The sequence below is a fragment of the Spiroplasma endosymbiont of Poecilobothrus nobilitatus genome, from assembly GCF_964030655.1.
Lineage (GTDB): Bacteria > Bacillota_I > Bacilli_A > Mycoplasmatales > Mycoplasmataceae > Spiroplasma.
Genome location: NZ_OZ034915.1, coordinates 15,214 through 37,837, shown reverse-complemented (window position 1 = coordinate 37,837; position 22,624 = coordinate 15,214). Strand labels below are relative to the sequence as shown.

General features: G+C 26.1%; 23 protein-coding genes and 3 pseudogenes. 4 read left to right on the top strand and 22 right to left on the bottom strand.

Annotated features, from left to right (window positions below):
- The first annotated feature begins 87 nt into the window (after nt 1-87).
- Nucleotides 88-444, top strand: coding sequence for an IS1/IS1595 family N-terminal zinc-binding domain-containing protein (locus tag AAHM76_RS00200; protein WP_342256158.1), 357 nt, complete (start codon nt 88-90; stop codon nt 442-444).
- Here AAHM76_RS00200 and AAHM76_RS00195 read toward each other — a convergent pair.
- From AAHM76_RS00195 to AAHM76_RS00180, 4 genes and pseudogenes are all read right to left on the bottom strand, one after another.
- Nucleotides 437-1,548, bottom strand: a pseudogene (locus tag AAHM76_RS00195) (IS3 family transposase). The gene AAHM76_RS00200 and the pseudogene AAHM76_RS00195 sit on opposite strands and share 8 nt — an antisense overlap.
- A gap of 617 nt (nt 1,549-2,165) precedes the next feature.
- Nucleotides 2,166-2,750, bottom strand: a complete 585-nt coding sequence (locus tag AAHM76_RS00190; RefSeq protein ID WP_342256157.1) for a thymidine kinase — start codon at nt 2,748-2,750, stop codon at nt 2,166-2,168.
- Between the two features lie 2 nt (nt 2,751-2,752).
- Nucleotides 2,753-3,715, bottom strand: a complete 963-nt coding sequence (locus tag AAHM76_RS00185) for a bifunctional oligoribonuclease/PAP phosphatase NrnA (protein ID WP_342256156.1) — start codon at nt 3,713-3,715, stop codon at nt 2,753-2,755.
- Nucleotides 3,716-3,728: 13 nt separating this feature from the next.
- Nucleotides 3,729-5,654: a hypothetical protein gene (locus AAHM76_RS00180; protein WP_342256155.1), complete on the bottom strand. Its 1,926-nt coding sequence runs from the start codon at nt 5,652-5,654 to the stop codon at nt 3,729-3,731.
- Between the two features lie 127 nt (nt 5,655-5,781).
- Here AAHM76_RS00180 and AAHM76_RS00175 point away from each other — a divergent pair, with 127 nt between their 5' ends.
- Nucleotides 5,782-6,282, top strand: coding sequence for a hypothetical protein (locus AAHM76_RS00175; protein ID WP_342256154.1), 501 nt, complete (start codon nt 5,782-5,784; stop codon nt 6,280-6,282).
- Entirely contained in the window at nt 6,248-6,742 is a 495-nt protein-coding gene (locus tag AAHM76_RS00170) for a hypothetical protein (RefSeq protein ID WP_342256153.1), read from the top strand. Before AAHM76_RS00175 ends, AAHM76_RS00170 begins: the two co-directional genes overlap by 35 nt.
- Before the next feature lie 242 nt (nt 6,743-6,984).
- Here the strand turns inward: AAHM76_RS00170 and rpmE are convergent, their stop codons facing one another.
- From rpmE to AAHM76_RS00140, 6 genes and pseudogenes are all read right to left on the bottom strand, one after another.
- Nucleotides 6,985-7,290, bottom strand: coding sequence for a 50S ribosomal protein L31 (gene rpmE / locus AAHM76_RS08225; RefSeq protein WP_425289432.1), 306 nt, complete (start codon nt 7,288-7,290; stop codon nt 6,985-6,987).
- A gap of 169 nt (nt 7,291-7,459) precedes the next feature.
- Entirely contained in the window at nt 7,460-8,134 is a 675-nt protein-coding gene (locus AAHM76_RS00160; protein ID WP_342256152.1) for a nitroreductase family protein, read from the bottom strand.
- 28 nt (nt 8,135-8,162) lie between these two features.
- Nucleotides 8,163-8,513 (bottom strand): hypothetical protein, encoded by a 351-nt coding sequence (locus AAHM76_RS00155; RefSeq protein ID WP_342256812.1) that lies wholly within the window; start codon nt 8,511-8,513, stop codon nt 8,163-8,165.
- A gap of 132 nt (nt 8,514-8,645) precedes the next feature.
- A pseudogene (locus AAHM76_RS00150) lies at nt 8,646-9,227 on the bottom strand (NAD(P)/FAD-dependent oxidoreductase); the annotation flags it as partial.
- A 78-nt stretch (nt 9,228-9,305) separates the two neighbouring features.
- Nucleotides 9,306-9,503: a hypothetical protein gene (locus AAHM76_RS00145; RefSeq protein WP_342256151.1), complete on the bottom strand. Its 198-nt coding sequence runs from the start codon at nt 9,501-9,503 to the stop codon at nt 9,306-9,308.
- A 214-nt stretch (nt 9,504-9,717) separates the two neighbouring features.
- Nucleotides 9,718-9,840: a hypothetical protein gene (locus AAHM76_RS00140; protein ID WP_342256150.1), complete on the bottom strand. Its 123-nt coding sequence runs from the start codon at nt 9,838-9,840 to the stop codon at nt 9,718-9,720.
- Nucleotides 9,841-10,128: 288 nt separating this feature from the next.
- Between AAHM76_RS00140 and AAHM76_RS00135 the strand changes: the two genes are divergently transcribed.
- Nucleotides 10,129-10,965, top strand: coding sequence for an IS3 family transposase (locus tag AAHM76_RS00135; protein ID WP_342256811.1), 837 nt, complete (start codon nt 10,129-10,131; stop codon nt 10,963-10,965).
- Between the two features lie 105 nt (nt 10,966-11,070).
- Here the strand turns inward: AAHM76_RS00135 and rpsR are convergent, their stop codons facing one another.
- The 12 genes and pseudogenes from rpsR to tilS all read right to left on the bottom strand — a co-directional run bounded on the left by rpsR (nt 11,071) and on the right by tilS (nt 22,619).
- Entirely contained in the window at nt 11,071-11,295 is a 225-nt protein-coding gene (rpsR, locus tag AAHM76_RS00130) for a 30S ribosomal protein S18 (protein WP_114564870.1), read from the bottom strand.
- Between the two features lie 18 nt (nt 11,296-11,313).
- Nucleotides 11,314-11,760, bottom strand: a complete 447-nt coding sequence (locus AAHM76_RS00125; RefSeq protein WP_342256149.1) for a single-stranded DNA-binding protein — start codon at nt 11,758-11,760, stop codon at nt 11,314-11,316.
- Between the two features lie 23 nt (nt 11,761-11,783).
- The gene (gene rpsF, locus AAHM76_RS00120; protein WP_342256148.1) at nt 11,784-12,233 is read right to left on the bottom strand and encodes a 30S ribosomal protein S6; all 450 of its coding nucleotides are present in this window, start codon (nt 12,231-12,233) and stop codon (nt 11,784-11,786) included.
- 113 nt (nt 12,234-12,346) lie between these two features.
- A complete protein-coding gene (locus AAHM76_RS00115) occupies nt 12,347-13,033 on the bottom strand; it encodes an IspD/TarI family cytidylyltransferase (protein ID WP_342256147.1) in 687 nt (228 codons plus the stop codon).
- On the bottom strand, nt 13,034-13,315 hold the full coding sequence (locus AAHM76_RS00110; protein WP_342256146.1) for a hypothetical protein: 282 nt from the start codon (nt 13,313-13,315) through the stop codon (nt 13,034-13,036).
- A 338-nt stretch (nt 13,316-13,653) separates the two neighbouring features.
- On the bottom strand, nt 13,654-14,109 hold the full coding sequence (locus AAHM76_RS00105; protein WP_342256810.1) for a hypothetical protein: 456 nt from the start codon (nt 14,107-14,109) through the stop codon (nt 13,654-13,656).
- 125 nt (nt 14,110-14,234) lie between these two features.
- Nucleotides 14,235-15,737 (bottom strand): lysine--tRNA ligase, encoded by a 1,503-nt coding sequence (gene lysS / locus AAHM76_RS00100; RefSeq protein WP_342256145.1) that lies wholly within the window; start codon nt 15,735-15,737, stop codon nt 14,235-14,237.
- Nucleotides 15,738-15,754: 17 nt separating this feature from the next.
- Nucleotides 15,755-16,655 (bottom strand): annotated as a pseudogene (dusB, locus tag AAHM76_RS08220) (tRNA dihydrouridine synthase DusB).
- A 557-nt stretch (nt 16,656-17,212) separates the two neighbouring features.
- Nucleotides 17,213-18,154 carry an ABC transporter ATP-binding protein gene (locus AAHM76_RS00085; RefSeq protein WP_342256143.1) on the bottom strand — a complete coding sequence of 314 codons (942 nt, stop codon included), beginning with the start codon at nt 18,152-18,154 and terminating at the stop codon, nt 17,213-17,215.
- A 115-nt stretch (nt 18,155-18,269) separates the two neighbouring features.
- Entirely contained in the window at nt 18,270-19,133 is an 864-nt protein-coding gene (locus AAHM76_RS00080; protein ID WP_342256142.1) for an Hsp33 family molecular chaperone HslO, read from the bottom strand.
- Between the two features lie 87 nt (nt 19,134-19,220).
- A complete protein-coding gene (ftsH, locus tag AAHM76_RS00075) occupies nt 19,221-21,239 on the bottom strand; it encodes an ATP-dependent zinc metalloprotease FtsH (RefSeq protein ID WP_342256141.1) in 2,019 nt (672 codons plus the stop codon).
- A 78-nt stretch (nt 21,240-21,317) separates the two neighbouring features.
- The gene (tilS, locus tag AAHM76_RS00070; RefSeq protein ID WP_342256140.1) at nt 21,318-22,619 is read right to left on the bottom strand and encodes a tRNA lysidine(34) synthetase TilS; all 1,302 of its coding nucleotides are present in this window, start codon (nt 22,617-22,619) and stop codon (nt 21,318-21,320) included.
- Nucleotides 22,620-22,624 lie beyond the last annotated feature (5 nt).

Below are 22,624 nucleotides of genomic sequence, written 5' to 3'. Positions count from 1 at the left end.
TGTAGAAAACTCTTGATATTTAATATTTAATATTTATAAAATATACCTAAAATTAGGTATATTTTTAATATAAGAGGTGAATAATTAATGGAAAAAATAATTGAAGAATTAATAAATAGTTTAACAGATGATCAATTTTTAGAATTTAATGAAAAAGTCAAAAAAGAAACAGAATTAATTAAAAAACAAAAACGCTTAAATGAAATTGATCAAAAATTTAGGGATAAAGGTATTAAATGTCATAATTGTCAATCTTTTTATTGTGTTAAAAATGGTCATAATCCTGAAGGAAAACAAAAATATTTATGCAAAAAATGTCGTGCTAGTTTTGATGCTTTTCGTGATCATTTTACGTATTGAAGTCATTTAAATTATGAACAGTGAAATTTATTGATTCAAATTTCATTTGGAATGGCAACACTTTTTAGGACACTTTTTATATAGACATTTGTTTTCTAAAAGTAACTGGAGATAAATAATTTAAACTGCCATGAATTCGAATATTGTTATATCAATGCACAAAATCAAAAAGTTCGTATTTTAATTGTGTTAAATTTTTAAATTTTTTACCCTTAATAAATTCAGTTTTAAAAGTTTTGTAAGTTGTTTCAGCCACAGCATTATCATAAGGGCAGCCTTTATTGCTTAATGATCTTTTAATATTAAAAGTTATTAAAATTTCATCAATGATTTTATTTTTAAACTCATTACCACGATCAGTATGAAATAGAGTTATTTGATTTAATGGTCGTGTTATTTTATGAAAAGCTTGTTGGACCAGTTCGGCTGTTTTATTCGGCCCAGCACTATAACCAATTATTTCACGATTAAACAAGTCAATTAATAAACAAATATAATGTCATTTAGCGCCAACTTGAACATATGTTAAATCACTAACAATAACTTCATTAGGTTTTTTGTTGTTAAATTGACGATTTAAAATATTATTAATTTGGTCATTATTGACTGTTGTTTTATGATTATGATATTTTAATTTGGTGTATTTAGAAACCAAATTATTTTTGATCATAAATAATCTGATTTTTCGCCGCGATAAGATGATATCTTTTCTGTTTAAAATAACTTTAATTTTGCGAGCCCCATAAATTTTGCGACTTTTTATTAAAGGCACTGATAATTTCTTGTTAATAATTATTAACTTGCTTGTTAATACATTTATTAGTTTGATAATAATACGTTGATTTTTATAACCCAAAATCTTACATATTTTTCTTACTGAATATTTTGTTTTGTTGTTATTAATTATTGTTATTTTTTGGCCATTATCAGTGCGGCTTGCTTTAAAATGTCATTTTCAATTTTCAAGTCTTTAAGTTCTTTTCTTAAAGTTATTATTTCATTTTCTTATAGTGTGCGATTGTCTTTTGTTTTAAATGAACCAGAATTATTATAATTTTTAACTCAACTATAAATAGTTGGTTTTGGTAAATTATATTCTTGCCCTATATTAATAACACTTTTACCATTTTTATATAGCATGACAATTTGTTTTTTAAATTCTTCAGAGTATGAAGTTTTATTTCCCATTTTTATATTCCTTCTTTCTTAATAATTTTATCTAATTTTGAAGTCTATATAATTATGGTCCTAATAATTGTAGCCTATCCAAATTTTTATTAGCAACTAAAACTAGTACAAATCCTGATGCTAGTTATCGGAAGTTAAATAAAATTAGTAAATTACAATCAAATCTTAAAGAATCCTTAATTCATTATCATGGCTTAGGTTTCGCGAACATTCAAAATTATTTAAATCTCTGAAAATGAAAATACCAGCATAAAGGTTTAACGCCAAACCAACAATCATCGGTATTATATTTTAACGTATAAAAAAGTTAAATAACAATATTAAAAGTTTATATAATTTTCTTTTAAAGTTATCATATTGATGATTTTTTTTATTTCATCAAGAGTTTTCTACAAAATTAAAAATAATTTTTTGACTAATTTTAAAAACATTACCATTAACAATCACATTGTCATTTTCCTTAATTAATAAGTCTTCTAAAATAATAATTTTAGAATTAATTGGTAAGTTTTCAACAAAATAAGCTTTAATTTTTTTTATATTTTTTGGCTTACTATTTATAATAAAGTAAACTTAAGCATTTAATCCACTTTTTCTTAACATTTTTTCTTCCTACATTAATATGTTACTTCATGACAATGACGACAGCGAGCTTCATATTTATACTTTTCACCAATTAAAATAATTGGATCATAATAATTAGCTGGTTTCCCTTTAATTAAACGTTGGGTTCTATTTGCTAAATTTCCACATTTAACACAAATTGCATGCAATTTCTTAACCTCTTCTGCTCGTGTCATTAATTGTTCAACATTAATAAAAGCTTCGCCTCGAAAATCTTTATCTAAGCCATTAACAATAACAATAATTCCTTTATCTGCTAAAGAATCAGCAAGTTTAACAATATTATTATCAAAAAATTGGACTTCATCAATCCCAACAACATTTGTTGTTGATTTAAGGTTTGTTAATAACTCCTCAGAATCCTTAACTGATATTGCTTCAACTGCTTTTTTACTATGACTAACAACTTGGTTTTCACTATAACGATTATCAATTGTTGGTTTAAAAACTTGAATTTCAAATTTAGCATAACCTAGGCGAACTAAACAACGAATAAACTCTTCGGTTTTTCCAGCAAACATACAACCAGTGATAACTTCTATTCATCCTATTTGAGCTTTACTATTTAAAAAATACATTCTTAACCCCCCATATATTTAATGTTATTTTTAATTACAAAACTTAAGTCTTTTAAAACTAGTTCTAAATCTTCTCACTGATAAATTTTTGCGCCGCTTGCTAACTGATGACCACCACCACAGTACTTTTCTGCTACTTTATTAATAATATAAGTATTACTACGAATGCTAATATTTATATAACCCTCTGCTTTATTTTCAATTACTCACATTCAAATTTTAAATTCTTTAATATTACTCATAATATTAACTCATGGTTTAACAGTCTCGTAACTCATATTATGTTCTTTTAACATTTCGTCAGTTATCTTAACATAACTAATTTCTTTATCATAAATAACTACTTGCGATAACAAATAATTTTTAAAGCGCACATTAGCTCATGATTCTTCATATAAATTTTGATAAATTGATTGCAAATCAAAACCTGTCGCAACTAATTGCCCTGCTAACATAAAAGTATTGTGGCAAGTTTTACTATACATAAAACGATTTGAATCTGTTACAATTCCAGTAAAAATTAATTTGGCTGCTTCTGGTGTTACTATTAATTTTGATGTTAAAACCAACTCAGCAATCATTTCTGAAACTGCAATTTTAGTTTCATCAATTCATTGTATATCACCAAATGGCGCAACATTAGGATGATGATCAATTTTAATAACTTCTTTCGCTTTCTGCCAATATTTACTATCAATTCGTTCAATGTTGGCTGTATCAGTCACGATTACTAATGCATCTTCATAATTTTCTGTTTGAAGAAGATCGGGTGTTGCTAAGAAGGCTAAAAAATCATTTTGTGCACCATCAACTAATACCTTCTTATTTGGAAAATTATCTTTAATGAATTGTGCTAATCCAAATGCCGAACCATATGCATCACCATCTGGTGAAATATGACGTAAACAAATAATTGTCTTATAATCTTTAATTTTTTGTAAAATAATTTCTTTTAAATATTGCATTTGTTTTCCTCACTTATATGTTAGCAACTAAATTACTGTTAACTTTATCATAAACTAATAATGCATTCTTTTCAAAATATATTATTGTTGTTTTTTTTAAATTCAGTTCTTTTTCTGACACTAAAATTTTAAAAATAACTTCATCATTAACTTCAAAAAAGCAAACAATTGATTTAATGACTTTTTTAATTGACTTAACATGTCCTTTATAAAATAAATGTAAATCTTTGTTAAATTCTTTTGTCTTTTGGAATGAGATTAAGTTTGGATTAATTGCTAAATAATATTCTTTTTGATCAATTAATTTAGTTCCTTTGGGTAATTTAATCTTAATTTTTTCATTTTCTAAAACATTTTCTGCTATAGAATATTTCATGCTAAAAACATTTTCTGAACTATTATACATTATTTGATATAAATTAATTGTATTAGGTAAAAATTCAGCATGATTTTTTGACATTAATTTGTAATTATTATCCTTATCAAAAAATAATAATTGTGTAACATAATTTTTAATATTCTCAATGTTCTTTGTTAAAACTAAAAAAGTTAACTGTGGATTATAGTTTTTTAAACTAAGTAAAATTTCATTTAATTCATTTGCTTCATTATGAGTTAAATTGTCAAAAGTATTATGTAAAATAATTAATTCTTTCTTACTTAAAATGGCATTAATAAATCTAATTTTAGTATGATCAAAACTACTTAAGTTTTTAGTAAGTTTAAATCAATTCATTTTAATATTTAAATTACTCATTAATTTTTTAACTTCTTCGAAAGCTTGATTATAAACTGTTACAACTTTTTCATTTGCTTCTTCAATAGCAAGTGAATTATCTTTTTTACGAGTTTCTAATGTATTATTTAATAATTCTAAATGATATTTATGAAAATATTCTAAAACTTTTCCTTTAATAATTGTTGCTTCATCTGGTAATAAATTTGCAATTAATTGTTCTTGTTTTTGATTATAGTTAAATCATTGATCTTCTGATAATTTTGTTCAAGTAATTATATTTGCGTAATTACTTTTATTTAAAATTCCTTTAATAACACTCTTATGTTTGCCATCTTTTAAAACCATATTTATAACATTAAGACGATATTTTTTTAATGCTTTTCGTGCTTTAATTAAAAGATAACGTTCATATGTAATTTTAGTCTGCAATATTTTTAAATACTTTTCACAAACTAATTTTGCCCCAATAAAACCAAAACTTTTATCTTTAAGTTTTCTTTTTTTAGCAATTTCATAACAATCACACAAATAATCTAAGTCAGAAATATAATAAATTTTATCTCATAAAGCTTGTAAAAATGCAAGATAACCTTCATATACACGAATTTCTTCTCTTTTATAAGTATAAGTATGTAAACTTTGAATTAAAATTGAATCTTTATCATCATCTAAAATTTTACTAATTTCTTTTTTATGGAATTCACTAATTTGAGTTAAATAAGTCTCAATTCATTCTTCTTTAATATGAATTGAATTATTAAAATATTCATTAATGATTTTATCTATTTTTAATATTAAATCTTGTTTATTTAAATCATTACCAATAAAAACTAAATTTTTATAAAAATATTTATTTTTATTATATTTTAATGAACTATCATGTAAAAATTTTGGTGTTTTTAAAATATGATAAGCCAAACGTAATTTTGTTGGTAAAAAAGCTAATCTTAATTGGGCGGGTGATACATAACCAATTCTACGTTCTTTTGGTAATAAAGTTGTAATATTCATATTGTTTAAATAAATCTTTCCATTACGTGGTTTTTTCTTTCCCAATAACAATTTTAAAAAATATAATTGTGAAAACTTATTCTCAAAATGAGTCCCCAAAACTTCTTGACTATCAACACTAAAATTTAAATCACTAAAAATAACTTTTTTATATCGTTTATACTTTAAATTATTAATTTTCAATCCCATTAAAATACCACGCTCCCAATTAATTTTATTATACCCAAATAAAAACTTTAATTTTGTAGAAAACTCTTGATATTTATAAAATATACCTAAAATTAGGTATATTTTTAATATAAGAGGTGAATAATTAATGGAAAAAATAATTGAAGAATTAATAAATAGTTTAACAGATGATCAATTTTTAGAATTTCATGAAAAAGTCAAAAAAGAAGCAGAATTAATTAAAAAACAAAAACGCTTAAATGAAATTGACAAAAAATTTAGGGATAAAGGTATTAAATGTCATAATTGTCAATCTTTTTATTGTGTTAAAAATTGTCATAATCCTGAAGGAAAACAAAAATATTTATGCAAAAAATGTCGTGCTAGTTTTGATGCTTTTCGTGATCATTTTACGTATTGAAGTCATTTAAATTATGAACAGTGAAATTTATTGATTCAAATTTCATTATTAGGCCAATCTAGTAAAATGATTTCCCACTTTATTAAAACATCACCGAAAACCGCTTGATATAATCGCCAAAAAATAATGAAATCAAAACAATTAAAAAACACCCAATTAAAATTTAAAACGTTGAATGGCCAAATTCAAATCGATGAAACATTTATTAAAGAAATCCACAAAGGGTAATTTTAAAGATAAATTTGATAAAAGAAAAATTCATTTTGATTCATTTTCAACCAACACTAAATGTTGTATTAAAATGGCTGTTGATAGCAATAATAATATTTATGTTAAATCAACCAACACAAAACGATTACAAAAACAGTGAATTATTGAAAATATTAATAAACAATTAATCAAAGAAAATTCAATTATTATTTCTGACATGCAACCATTATATTTATTAGTAGCAAAACAAACAAATTCTATTTTATTAGCAACTAAAACTAGTACAAATCCTGATGCTAGTTATCGGAAGTTAAATAAAATTAGTAAATTACAATCAAATCTTAAAGAATCCTTAATTCATTATCATGGCTTAGGTTTCGCGAACATTCAAAATTATTTAAATCTCTGAAAATGAAAATACCAGCATAAAGGTTTAACGCCAAACCAACAATCATCGGTATTATATTTTAACGTATAAAAAAGTTAAATAACAATATTAAAAGTTTATATAATTTTCTTTTAAAGTTATCATATTGATGATTTTTTTTATTTCATCAAGAGTTTTCTACAAAATTAAAAAATAAAAATAATAAAAAATAGTTATTGTTAAGTTAAACTTATATTTACACTAATTTTTGAAAAATTATGTTTCTAATTTAATAAAATTACATTACAAAATATCAAAAAAACCTTTATCTTTAAAAGATAAAGGTTTACCAATTATTCTGCTTTTTGTTCATCAGATTTTGGTTTCGCTGTTTTTTTGTTAAGTTCTTTTTGTGCTTTTGATGCTTTTTCTGCTTGTTTTACTAACTCTTCTTTTTTATTAAATTTAGATTTAAATCGTTCAACACGTCCAGCTGCATTAGCAAACTGTTGACTACCTGTATAAAAGGGATGGCATGAAGAACAAGTATCAACTTTTAATTCTTCTCCTTTAGTAGAACCACTTATGTACTCGGCTCCACAAGTTGTACACATAATTTTAGTATCAAAATATTTTGGATGGATTCCTTCTTTTGCCATATAACTCACCTCACTTTTAATAATATGACTGCATATTATTTGCACGTAAATAATGATAACACATATTTAAATAAAAACAAAGATTATTAAATAATCGGGCGAGTAAATTTTTTACGGATTTTATAAAAACAATAAAAAAATATCCTTAATTTATTGAACTAAATAACATTTAAAAACAAAAACCCGTATCTTTTTTATTCACCCAAATAATCTTTGCAAATTCATTAAAATCAATTCTAACACGCGGCATTGTTGCTTTATCATCATCTTCATCATAGTATCCTAACGCTAAAGCTAAGACTGTATGATATTTTTCTTGATCAAACGAACAATGTTTCGCTAATAACTCATCACATTTTTTTGCATCAAAACCACCCATAATAGTAGTTCCTATTCTTAAATCAGCAGCTTGAATTGTAATAAAACTAGTCACAATATGGGCTTGTTCTGAAACAAATGCAAAAAGATGTTCTTTTTGTTGTAAAAAAGTTTGATATTTTTTAATTGTCTTTTCTAAATCATCTGCTTGATTAATAACTCGTTTTAAGCGTTTTGTCAAAAATTCAGTTGAAACTAAATAAGATGGATTAGTAACCGTAATAAGCATTATACAACTAGCATTTTTCACTTTTTCTTGATTTCATCCAAGCATTGCTTCATCAGCAAATTTCTTTTTTAATTCTTGATTTGTAATACTAACAACATTAGTTACTTCAATTCCTAATGAACAAGGTGCTAAGCGCCCTGCTTCAAGTATTACTGTTAAATCTTCATGATTAATTACTTTTTCACTATTATATTTTTTAATAGTTTTTCGTCAATTAATTGCATTTTTTACTGTCATTTAATATTATTATTTACTTTAATTTTTATTACTCATTAATTTTTGTTAAAGCAGCTTTTAATACATCAACACTTTTTGCAAAAGGAGGTGAATATGGTAGATCTAAATACTCAATTTCACCAATTTTAGTTTTTGTTCAAATAATTGGGATTAAAGCATTGATTCTTAAACTGGCCTTATTATAACCAAAAATTTGTGCTCCAACAATAATTCTGGCTTTTTGGTCATAAATGATTTTAATTGTTACTGGCTTCGCATCAGCAACATAGTGTGTATGATCTGTTCCATTTACAACAACCTCTTTCACATTAAAACAATTAAAAATTGTTTGTTCTTTTGTATATCCTGTTCTATCAATTTCACTTTCGAAAACCTGCATAATACTTGTTCCAATTGCACCAGGAAAATGATTCTTCTTTCCCGCTAAAATATTGCCTAGAACCTTACCATTTTTGGCTGCAATTGTTGCTAATGACATATAATTTAATTTATTATCAATAATATTTTTTGTCATCACACAATCACCTACAGCATAAACATCTTTAATATTTGTTTCAAATTGGTTATTCACTAAAATTGCTCCAAATTCATTCATTTTTAAATCTGTTGTTTTTAAAAAATTTGTTGCCGGAGTAACCCCAATTGCAACTAATACTAAATCTGTTGCAATTTCTTCTTGTGGTGATAATTTAATTTTTGTTACCTTATTATTTTCAACAACAAGCTCTGTTACTTTGGTATTTGTTTTAATTTTAATTCCTTTTTTTTATAAATCATTTGCTAATAAATGTGCCATATCTTCGTCAAACAATTTTCGTTAAATTCATTTGTCAGCTTCAATTAATGTAATTTTTTTTCTTGCCAAGCCAAAACTTTCACAAAATTCTAACCTAATAAAACCTCCCCCAATAATAGTAACATTTTTTACTTTTTTTAAACGTGAACGTAATTCAACAGCATCTTCTAAGGTTGTCCCTGTAAAAAAATTTATTGCATCTTCTCCTGCTAAATTTAAACGACGTGGTGTTGCTCAAACACTAATAATTAATTTGTCATAATTATCAATAAATTCTTGGTTTGTATTATAGTTAATTCCGTAAATAGTTTTTGTTTTAAAATCAACGCGTGTTATTTTACAACTATTTTTAACAAGAATCCCCCGATTTTGAAATTATTCAACAGTTCGCACAATCATTCTTTCTGCATTGTCAAAATGTTTTCCAACATAATAAGGAATTCCACAAGCTCCTAATGATGAATATTTAAACTTTTGATAAGCAATAATTTCAACATCATTTTTTAACATACGTTTTAATTTACTTGCTGCTGTCACACCAGCTGTTGAACCACCAATTACTATTACTTTCATATTTTTCAACTCTCTTTCTTCTATAATAATATTATAACCTTAGATTATTAAAATAAAAATAAAGGACTAAGCCTTAAGACTGCACCCCAAAAAGTAAGTAAAATAAAAAAAGATTTTGTTAAATTTTTATAGGGGGTGCATTTTTATATGGCAAAAAAAGGACAAAAATATAACAAATATACATCAGAATTTAGAACAAAAATCATTGAGGAAATTAAACAAAAAAGTTGTTGAATAGTAGCAAAACAATATATGGAATGGCAACACTTTTACCATTTTTATATAGCATGACAATTTGTTTTTTAAATTCTTCAGAGTATGAAGTTTTATTTCCCATTTTTATATTCCTTCTTTCTTAATAATTTTATCTAATTTTGAAGTCTATATAATTATGATCCTAATAATTGTAGCCTATCCAAAGTGTTATTAATATAGGGCAAGAATATAATTTACCAAAACAAACTATTTATAGTTGAGTTAAAAATTATAATAATTCTGGTTCATTTAAAGCAAAAGACAATCGCACACTAGAAGAAAATGAAATAATAACTTTACGAAAAGAACTTAAAGACTTGAAAATGGAAAATGACATTTTAAAGCAAGCCGCACTGATAATGGCCAAAAAATAACAATAATTAATAACAACAAAACAAAATATTCAGTAAGAAAAATATGTAAGATTTTGGGTTATAAAAATCAACGTATTATTATCAAACTAATAAATGTATTAACAAGCAAGTTAATAATTATTAACAAGAAATTATCAGTGCCTTTAATAAAAAGTCGCAAAATTTATGGGGCTCGCAAAATTAAAGTTATTTTAAACAGAAAAGATATCATCTTATCGCTGCGAAAAATCAGATTCTTTATGATCAAAAATAATTTGGTTTATAAATACACCAAATTAAAATATCATAATCATAAAACAACAGTCAATAATGACCAAATTAATAATATTTTAAATCGTCAATTTAACAACAAAAAACCTAATGAAGTTATTGTTAGTGATTTAACATATGTTCAAGTTGGCGCTAAATGACATTATATTTGTTTATTAATTTACTTGTTTAATCGTGAAATAATTGGTTATAGTGCTGGGCCGAATAAAACAACCGAACTGGTCCAACAAGCTTTTCAAAAAATAACACGACCATTAAATCAAATAACTCTATTTCATACTGATCGTGGTAATGAGTTTAAAAATAAAATCATTGATGAAATTTTAATAACTTTTAATATTAAAAGATCATTAAGCAATAAAGGCTACCCTTATGATAATGCTGTGGCTGAAACAACTTACAAAACTTTTAAAACTGAATTTATTAAGGGTAAAAAATTTAAAAATTTAACACAATTAAAATACGAACTTTTTGATTTTGTGCATTGATATAACAATATTCGAATTCATGGCAGTTTAAATTATTTATCTCCAGTTACTTTTAGAAAACAAATGTCTATATAAAAAGTGTCCTAAAAAGTGTTGCCATTCTATTTTTTACTGCCTATGATATATATAATATTAATTCTACACGAAAAAAGAAAAAATACTCACAAAAGTAAGTATTTTTTAATCAATAACAAATGGTAATAAAGCCATTTGACGAGCTCTTTTAATTGCTGTTGCTAACATTCTTTGGTTTTTGGCAGTTGTTCCTGTAACTCGTTTTGGCAAAATTTGACCATTACCAGAAATAAATTTTTTTAATAATTCAATATCTTTATAATCAATGTATGTTATTTTATTTTTTGTAAAATAACATTGTTTTTTAAAACGTTTAAATTTTGGATTCATTTTCTTTTTCATTTCTTTTTAATCTCATAAAATTGCATCATCGCCATCAAAAGTAATACTATTATTATTATCATCTTGTGGTTCTGGTTGTTCAAAAGTTGTGTTAGAAAAATCATTAGCAATTGGCATTGATGGACCACCAATGTTAGTGCCATCACTAGCGCCTTTTGAATCTAAAAAAGAAACCATATCAGCAATTACTTGAACAATTGTCGCAACTTGACCATTAACATTATCACTTCTCGTTTGTAAACGTCCATCTAATGCAATTAATGATCCTTTTTTTAAATAACGGGCCATATTTTCTGCCGCCTTATTCCAAGCAAAGCAAGGAATAAACGAAGCTTGGTTATTAAAACTATTATTTACTGCTAATGTGAAAGCAACAAATGGTTTACCATTAACAGAATTTTTTAATTCTAAATCACGGGTTAGTCTTCCTACTAATGAAACTCGATTTAACATAACTCTTGCACGCTCCTAATTTTTTATTCTTTTGTTTCAGTTGGTGCATTTTCTGGTTTTGTTTCTTCACCTTCTGAACGTTGTTCATGACGTTTATAATCAGATTTTTTATTCCCTGGTCTACGATCACGGTCTGGTTTATCATTCTTAACTTCTGTTTTTGCATAAACAGTTGATTGAATATATCCTTTTTCTTTTTCTGTATTAATTACTAAAATTCGTAACACATCTTGTTCAATATGACTAATTCGAACAAATTCATCAATGTTTTCTGATGTTGTATTAACAATTAATACTCCATAATATCCTTTTGTTTTCTTTTTAATTGGATATACTAAGTCTTTAATTCATCATTTTCCGTGTTCTTCTATTTTCCCCCCATTAGCTTCTAAAATTTGGTGTAATTTACTTTCTAATTCATCAAAATTAGTTGCTTCGGGATTTAATATATACATAATTTCATATTTACGCATTTTATTTTCTTTCTTTTGGTCTAGGTCCTATTCGGACAAGGAGCTAATAATTATAATTCAAGCATTATTAACTCGCCAATTATTATACCTTATATTTCCTTTAATTGTAAGAGTTATTTTAATAATTTTAATAATTTTAAATCATCAACATAAGTTAATTTAATGTTTTGTTTTTCACCATAAATTGTATGAATTTTTGTTTCTGGTGAAAATAACTCTACTAAATAACTATCATCATAAATTATTGTTCTATTTTTAGTCTGAAAATATGCGTCATAAACTTGATATAATAATCTTGCTTTAAAAATTTGTGGCGTCTGAATTGTAAAATATTCTTCTCGAGGTAATGTTTTTTCAACAAAATTATTTTTAACCTTTTTAAGGGTTTCTGTAATTGGTAAAATTGGAATTAACACTTCATAATTTTTTTGTTGAAAAACTTGATTTAATTGATTAATAAAAGTTAAACTAGTAAAACAACGCACACCATCATGAATCATTATGATTTCATTACTAATTTTATGATTAATTAAACATTGATAAATCGTATCAACTCGTTTTATTCCTCCCATAATAAATTGTATATTTTTTTCTTGGTAATTTTTTTTCAATAAAAAAGTTAAAATTTCTTCACTAACACCAACAATAATTTCAGTACAAAGTGGATCACTTAAAAATAACATTAATGTTTGCTCAATAATAGTTTGTTTATTATCAAGTTGATATAGCAACTTATTGTCCTTCTGATTAAAACGTGATGACTTCCCAGCTGCCACAATAATTACCGTATAATTTTTCATTTATAAAATTTCAATTCCATTTTTCTTAACATATTCTAAAAAATCATCACTTCAAATCGAAGCAATAACTTCACCAATATGTTGTTTTTCTAATAAAAATAAATCTAATTGTGACTTAAAAAGTCCAAACGAAAGTGTCACTGATAAGTCATTTGTTGCTAATTTTGCATCATATTCTGTTCTTAATTTACTTGTTTCTTTTGTTACTGCTAATTGACTTTTTAAAACATCATGATTAACAGTAGCAGCACAATAACCAATACAAATAGCTTTTTCTAACACAAAATCATAAACAAAAATTTTCGCATAGAGTTCCCAATTAAAAACATCTTGCGATTCACTAATTTCAATCGTATTATTAGTAATACTTTTTTTAAACCATATAGAATTGTAGCATCATTTTCTCTTGTATATCGATTCAAGCGTTCTTGATAACTTAATAACTTAATAATCGCATTGCTTTTTGTAATTACATTTGACTTGTTCAATTTAATTTTTTCTTAAATTTGATAGCATTACAAAAGTTGAGATTTTACAAAAAAATATAAATAAAAACAACTAAACAAATTAAATAAATTTACTAAAAACCTAATATTAAGCATTTTTTTTGCATTACTTAATTAATAAGTAAATTTAATTTTGTTTGTTATACTTACAAACCTCAACTTTTTTCTTACTATCTTAAATTTCTTATTTAATTGCGGAAATTTTAATAATAAAATATCTTCTACATCACTAACAATATTAGTTGCTTTATCAATTGTTTGTTTAATTTTTAATAATGTAATGTCTTTTTCTTCCAATAATAAATCAAATCCAATTTCACTAAAACTTACTGCTTGGCTATTTGATTGCTTAATATCACGACATAAAACTATTGCCGTTGTTAAAATTACTTCGTTTTCTAACAATTCATATTGTTTAATTGCATTTCGTCGTCATTTATTGTGTGACTGTAATATTTCCCCAACTAATTTAGTTGGGGAAATATCAAAATCAATTGGCCGTTCTGTCATTCAAAAATCATCATTAAACCCTTTTTCTTCCGTAGTAATTAAAGGTGCATCAACTTTTAATAAATTAAATTTAATAATAAAACGACGAACTAATTCACGTTTTATTAGACTAATTGCTTCTACTGTTTAACGTAATGTTAAAATTGAACTATAACCAATTTCAATACCAAATACCATACAATCACCTATTTTCCTCTTGGCCGCATGTGGGGAAATAATAATACATCTTTAATTGAATCTTGTCCTGTTAATAACATAACTAGGCGATCAATTCCAATTCCTAAACCACCTGTTGGTGGCATTCCATATTCCAATGCTTCAATAAAATCAATATCTAATTCTTGTGCTTCATCATTACCATTATCACGTTCTGCTAATTGACTAACAAAACGCTCATATTGTTCAACTGGATTATTTAATTCTGAATAAGCATTTGCATATTCACACCCTTTAATAAATAATTCAAATCGATCAGTAAATCTTGGATCTTCTGCATTTGTTTTTGCCAATGGAGAAACTTCAACGGGATGACCATAAATAAATGTTGGTTGAATTAATTTATCTTCCACAAATTCTTCAAAAAACAAATTAATAATATGCCCAACAGAAGTATAAAATTTTTCAATTGGTAGTTTTTTTTCTTTTGCAATTTTCTTTGCTTCAGCAAAAGTCATTGGTTTTCAAAAATCAATTCCCAATAACTCTTTAATTGCATCAACCATATGTCAACGTTTTCATGACTGTTTGAATGAAATCATTACTCCATCGTATTCTGTTTCATCTTTATTTAAAATGTTTTTTGCAATGTAGCAAATAGTATTCTCTGTTAATTGCATCATAAAATTCATATCTTGATATGCAACATAAATTTCAACTGTTGTAAACTCTGGATTATGGCGTGTATCCATTCCTTCATTTCTAAATAATCGCCCTATTTCATAAACTCCCTCAAAACCACCAACAATTAACCGTTTTAGAGGTAATTCTGTTGCTACTCGTAGATAAAAATTCATATCTAATGTATTATGATGAGTTACAAATGGTTTTGCCGCTGTGCCACCATGAATAGGCTGTAAAACAGGTGTCTCAACTTCTAAATATCCCTTACTATTAAAAAAATCTCGCATTAAAGCAATAATCTTGCTACGCTTAATAAAAATATCTTTTGTTTCCGCTGATGTAATTAAATCAACATAACGACGACGATATTTTTCTTCAATATCAGTCATTCCATGATATTTATCAGGTAATGCACGCAATGCTTTTGCTAATAAAACAAATTCTTTAACTCGCACTGTTAATTCCTCAGTGTTTGTTTTCATCATTATTCCAGTAATCCCAATAATATCTCCTAAATCAAAATTAATAAATTCTTGATATTTTTCATCACCAACTTCATCATTTCGAACATAAACTTGAAAAATTCCATTTTGATCTTGTAACGTTACAAAACTAGCTTTTCCTGCCTCACGAAATGTTTTAATTCGACCCGCAATTTTAACTATCATATTATCACTACTTGTGGATAATTCCTCTTTTGATAAATGATTAAATTGTTCATTAAGTTCTTTACTTGTATGTGTTCGGTCAAACTTGGCAATTATAAAAGGATTATGCCCATAGTTAACCATTTTTTTTAATTTATCACGTCTAATTTGATCTTGTTCTGTAAAATTACGTTTTTCCATTTTAATTCTCCTTTTTACTATTTAGCAACACTAATATTACTATTATAATAGGCAATATATTCATTAACAAGCATTTTTAACTCAAATATTGTATTTATTTGCGTTGACCGAATTTTATAATTAATAGCTTCTGGCTTTCCTTTAAAATAAAAGGATAAATTTTTCCGCATTTCACTCGCTGCAATTTGTTCTCCCTTTAAATTTAATAATAATTCTGCATGGCGGAAAATAATATTCCGTCATTCATCTAATTGTGGTTGCTCAATTTTTTCACCAGTATCTAAAAAATGTTTAATCTATTTAAATACTCATGGATTACCTTGTGCTCCTCGTGCTAACATAATTGCATCACAACCAGTCTCTTTTAACATTCGTTTTGCTTCTTCACAAGTAAAAACATCACTATTTACAATTACTGGAATTGCAACATTTTATTTTACTTTCCTAATTCAATTTCAATCAGCTTTTCCATAATAAAATTTATTTCGTGTTCGAGCATGAACTGCAATTGCTTGTGCTCCTGCTTGTTCACAATATTTTGCAATTTCAACACAATTAATATTCTCTTCATCTCAGCCAATTCGAATTTTAACAGTTACTGGTTTAGCAACATTTTCAACCACTGCTTTAACAACTTTGTAAACGCGTTGGGGATGTTTTGATAAATATGACCCCGCTTGTGACTTAATTGCAATTTTTGGTGCAGGACAAACCAATATTAATATCAATAATATCACAACCACTATGTTGAACAACATATTTTGCTGCTGCAACAAAAGTTTCAATATCTGTTCCAAAAATTTTCATTGAAATTGGATGTTCTAATTTATTTACCTTAATCATTTGTAAAGTTCGTTCATTTTTTTGAAAAATTGCTTTATCACTAACCATTTCAGCATAAACCAATCCTGCTCCTAATTAATGGCAAATAATTCGAAATGCTTCATTCGTAATTCTGGCCATTGGTGCTAAAAAAACTTGCCCTTTGATTTCAATATTTATATTTCCAATTCTCATTTTTCTAATTCCTTCTTTAATTAACAGTCATTAGATAAATCTTAATCAAAAATAACAATAAATTCAATAAAAAACTATTTTTAAGGTTAATTATTCCTTATTATAGTTCATATATGATATTTCAAAAAAAGTTTCTCGAAAACGAGAAACAAAATATTATTTTCGGCCATATGGTTTGTTACAATCACATTCAAAACATTTATGGTCACTGTTTGTACCTGAACATGAACATTGGTATGCATGGCAAGATAAACTACAATCTGTCATATAAATTTCCTCCTTACAAAATTATTATTTAATAAATTATTACTTGTAAGTAAATAGTTAAACGATAACTTCTTCTTAATTGTAACAAATTTTAATAATTCATTAAAGATATTCTAAAATTATTTTATTATTTTAAAAAATATTTCTAATATTAATAAAAAAATATAAAACACATAATAGCGTTTTACAAATTAAGATCAATCAATTTTGTTTGGTTTCTTTGGATGTGTATTTTTCTTAATTTGGTCAATTAATCCATTACGAACATGAATAACTGTATTAGCAATATCAGCAATATTTGGATTATGCGTAACAATAATAACCGTTGTTTTATATTTTTTATTAACATCAACTAAAATTTCAAGTACTTTTCGACCCATTTCTTCATCTAAAGCTCCTGTTGGTTCATCACCAAATAAGATATCTGGATTTTTTGCTAATGCTCTAGCAATTGAAACCCGTTGTTGCTGTCCCCCTGACATTTGGTGAGGATATTTGTTCATTTGTTCTTCCATTCCAATTGTCTCAAAAATATTTTTAATTGTCATATCTTTATTTTTGTTTTTACTTAAATTTTCCCCAACTTCAGCATTTTCTTTAGCAGTTAAATTAGTTAATAAATTATATTGTTGGAAAATAAAACCAACATTATCTCGTCTAAATTTTGTTAAATCAACATCTTTTAATAACGATAAGTTATAGCCAATAACAAAAACATCACCACTTGAAACTTTATCTAAACCTGAAATAATGTTTAGTAATGTTGTTTTTCCTGATCCAGAAGGACCTAAAATAACAATAAAGTCTCCTTTTTCTAATTTTAAATCAATTCCTTTTAAAACTGGTGTTTCAACTTCCCCAGTAATATATGATTTTTTAACATTAACTAGTTCAATTACATATTTACTTGTATCTGGTTTACTATTTGTTGTTGAGATAATTTCCCCTTTTAAAATTCGTTTTGAATATAACTTTGTTTGTTTCTTTTGTTCTTTTAACTTTTGTTTAAATTCTTTAACGGCAGTATAATCAACTTTTTCTTTTGGTTCCTTGTCATTTGGTTTTTTTGTTTTAGCTTCTTTCCCATGTGGTTTTGTTTGGCCTGTACTAGGTACATCTTTAATTTCAGCCATCTTGTGTTGTGCCCCCTCTTTAAATACTAAAATAAATTTTACAATTATTTTTTATCATAATAATACCATAACAAAATTATTATAATTTTATCAACTTATTTAAGATATCTTGCCCTTATTCTTTAAGTAAACTTTTTAAATCACTTGCTCTAATATGATATTTTTTGCGGCAAAAATCACATGCAATTTCAATTTCGCCATTATTTATTAAAATTTCATTAAGTTGCTCATCACCTAATAATTTTGCTGATTCTAAAGCTTTTTCGTATGAGCAACTACATTCAAATTTAACTTCATCAACTTCTAATACTTTTGCATTTTGATCAATGAGTTTAAAAATATTAATTAAATTATCTTCAGCAATTAATTTATGACTAATGTTTTCTAGATTTTCAATTTTTTCTTCTAAATAGTCAATATTGTCCTCTTTATGTTCTGGTAACAACTGCGCGAAAAAACCAACTGCTTTTTCAATTGTGTTATCTTCATTCATTTTAATTGAACATGCAATAACTGATTTAATTTGTTCACTTTGTGCTAAATAATAGGTAAAATCTAAATTAATTTCACCAGAAATTAATTGAATTTGACCTGAGAAACTTTCTTTCATTCCTAAATCTTTCATTACGCGTAAATAACCATTTGTACCAACTACTTGGGAAATAACATTGTGTTCACGTTTAATTTGTTCAACATCAAATTGTGTATTAGCACAAAATCCTCGTACTTTATGACCAGTATATTCTGCCATAATCGTTCCAATTGGGCCATTTCCATTAATAATACTTGTCATTTTATCAGTTGCATTTTTCATATCACTACCAATTAAAATAGTGGCTAGAACAACTCTTGACAACACAATTGTTGCGAGCGGATTAGTTGCATGTAATTTAATAATATCGTTTAATGATTTAGTTGCATCAACAACTGTCATTTTAACATTATGAACATTACTAATTGCTTTTGTTACTTTGTCCATTCCTTTAAACTCCTTTATAAATTTCTTTCCTTTGCAATTATAGTATAATCATCGTTAAAAGTAAAACAAGAAGTATACTTAATTAGTCTACTTCTTATTTGGATCATTATTTTTATCATCTTCTGGGTGATCTTTTTTTCGTTCTTTTGGTTTAACTTCTAAAATTTCACCTTTTGCTTTTTTTTCTTTATGCTTTGCTGCACGTTCTTTTTCATGAATTACTTCATCAGGTAATTTATGATATTTATCAATATATTCAATTTGTTCTGCCGTAATTGTTTCTAATATTTTTAAACTTTCAGCAATTAAATCTAATAAACTACGATTTTCAGAAATTAATGCTTTTGCTGTTACATAACAATCATCTAAAATTTTACGAACTTCAGTATCAATTTTAGCTGCAATATTTTCTGAATAACGTTTTCTTGTTCCAGTATATTCATCTTTTGGTGATTCAAATTGTACTAATCCTAAAGAACTCATTCCATATTCAGTAACCATATGACGCGCAATATTAGTTGCTTTTTCTAAATCATCATGTGCTCCTGTTGTTATTTTTGTTTTTCCAAAAATAATTTCTTCTGATGCACGCCCACCTAAATAACCAGTAATTGTCGAATATAAGTTCTCTTTACTATGAAACATTGTTTCTTCTTTTGGTGTCATAATTGTATAACCACCTGCTTGTCCACGTGGAATAATAGTAACTTTTTGAACTTTGCTAGCTGCTTGTAAACGTAAACCAATTAGGGCATGACCAGCTTCATGATAAGAAACAATATCTTTATCCATTACTGAATATTTACGTGATTCTTTTGCTGGCCCCCCAACAACACGATCAATCGCTTCATCAATAATATTAACAGTAATAATTTTTAAATTCTTACGAACACATAAAATTGCTGCTTCATTTAAAACATTCTCTAATTGGGCTCCAGAAAATCCTGGCGTTCTTTCAGCGATTCGTCTAAAATCAACCTCTGTTGAAACTGCTTTATTTCGGGCATGTAATTTTAAAATTGCTTCTCGTTCATTAATATCTGGTAATGAAATTTGAATTTGGCGGTCAAAACGCCCTGGTCTTAATAAAGCAAAGTCTAATACATCAACTCGGTTTGTTGCTGCCATAACAATAACTCCCGTATTAGTTCCAAAACCATCCATTTCAACTAATAACTGGTTCAATGTTTGTTCATTAGCACCACTTCCAATTGAAACAGTTCTTTTTCGACCAACAGCATCAATTTCATCAATAAAAATGATACATGGTGCTGCTTTTTTAGCTGCAATAAACATTTCGCGAATTCTTGAAGCACCAACTCCAACAAACATTTCTTCAAATTCAGAACCTGAAATTGAAAAGAATGGCACACCAGCTTCTCCAGCAACAGCTTTTGCTAATAAAGTTTTTCCTGTCCCTGGTGGCCCTTCCATTAGAACTCCTTTTGGAGCACGAGCACCCATACTTGAATATTTCTGTGGATTTTTTAAATAATCAACTAACTCAACTAACTCTGTTTTTTCTTCATTAATTCCTGCAACATCAGAAAATTTAACAGTTGATTGAATTTGACGTGCTTTATTTTTCCCCATTGAAAAGGGATTAGCGCCCGACATCCCACCAGACATTTTTGATAAACGAGCAATCATAAAGACAGCGATTCCCATTATTAATAATCATGGTACTAATTGTATTAACATTGCTTGTCACATTGGAACAAATTCACGGTCAAATGAAACAAGACCACCTTTTAATTTATTTTTAAAATTTTCATGTCATGTATTTGTTGCTATTCCGTCCTTATAAGTATAAGTTCTAAAACCTTCTCGGTTTCATTCCGAACTATAGAGAACAGTTTTGATAACACCATTCTCAGAATATCTAATGATTCCTTCCATAACTACAGTATTTTTACCAACATTAGCCTTAATAGTAATTTCATTAATATTTTGATCGTTATACTTTTGAGTATTACCAATTTTTTGCATATCACCTTCGCTAATTTTTGTAATATCTGATTTTGTTCATAATACAATTGTTAAAATAATCAAACCAATAAAAATTAACGAACTTATAATTGCAAATCACATTCTTTTTTTATTCATAACTGTTTCCTCTCTATTAAGACTTTTAAAATTAATCTTTTTCGGTTATTTAAAATAATAACCCAATTCTAGACTATTTTATCATAAAAAAAATAAATTGTATTTTTCCACTAAAGTATTATTAATAAATTTATTAATTTTTAAATCAACTAAATTGTTCGCATAAATAAGGTTATTATTCTTATCTAACACAAAATAACTTTTTCTTGCTAAAAGAGGTACTTTATTTTTGATAAATCAACGATTTAAACGCATCTTATTAATTATTACATTTCTTAGCAAAGATAAATCGTTTGTAATTGTGATTGGTCATTGTGCTGCTGTTAACTTAAAATCATGCTTATTTTTAGTTCCCCAATTAATAATATTTTCTTTTCATTTTATTGGTAATCCAGTTGTTGGTGTCATTTGAATTGTTGTTAATTCTAAAAGTTCATTATTAACAATTTCAACATTATCATATGATTTAATTAAAGAATATCTTGAATTAATTTTAAGAATAATATTTGGTTTTAAACTTTTTAATTCCTTAATTATTTCATCTAAAAACTTTCTTTTTTTATTCCTAATTAAATAAACAACCTTATTAGTTTTAAAATAATTAAAAATAATAATTTTTTGCAACTGAATATTATTAAGAGCATTAAAACTAGTAACATTAATTTGTCCAAAATTTTCAATCAAATAATTTTTTGCAATTAACTTTAATTGTTCATTTTTCTTATTTTTTTCCTCAATTTCTAATAACATATCTTGTAAATTAATATCCTGAATTTCATTACGAATAATATTTCGATTATAAATCGCTAAAATATTAGTTGAATCAATCGCATAATTAATTTGCTGATGAAATAAATATTCAATAATTTCTTCTCTTGATATTTCTAATATAATCCGCAACACTTTTAGTTTTTTGTCGAACAATTGAGAATAATAATAACTAGTTTTATTTAGACCATAATATTCAACAATTCCATTTCGTTGTTTTTGTAAAATATATGTTTCAATATAATCAGTCAAATTATGGGCAATTAAAACACCCTGGCAACAATATTTTTCACTAATTTGTAAAAAAAAATCATATCGTATGCCACGAGCGACTGCTTGAAAATTATGAGAATTAGTCTGATACTGTTCATAGTCTTTCGCTGTCACTTTTTTTACATGGACCTTAATATTTCGTTTTTGGCAATATTCAACAACAATTTGTTCATCATAGTCACTTTCTTTTCGCTTCTGGTAATTTACCAAACACACAATGAAATTATTAATATCTAACTCTGAATTATTATAAATATTGTCAAGTAAAAACATACTATCCGGACCACCAGACACCCCGATAACATATTTTTCATTCTGTTTTAAAAGTTTAGTTTCCATTTCTA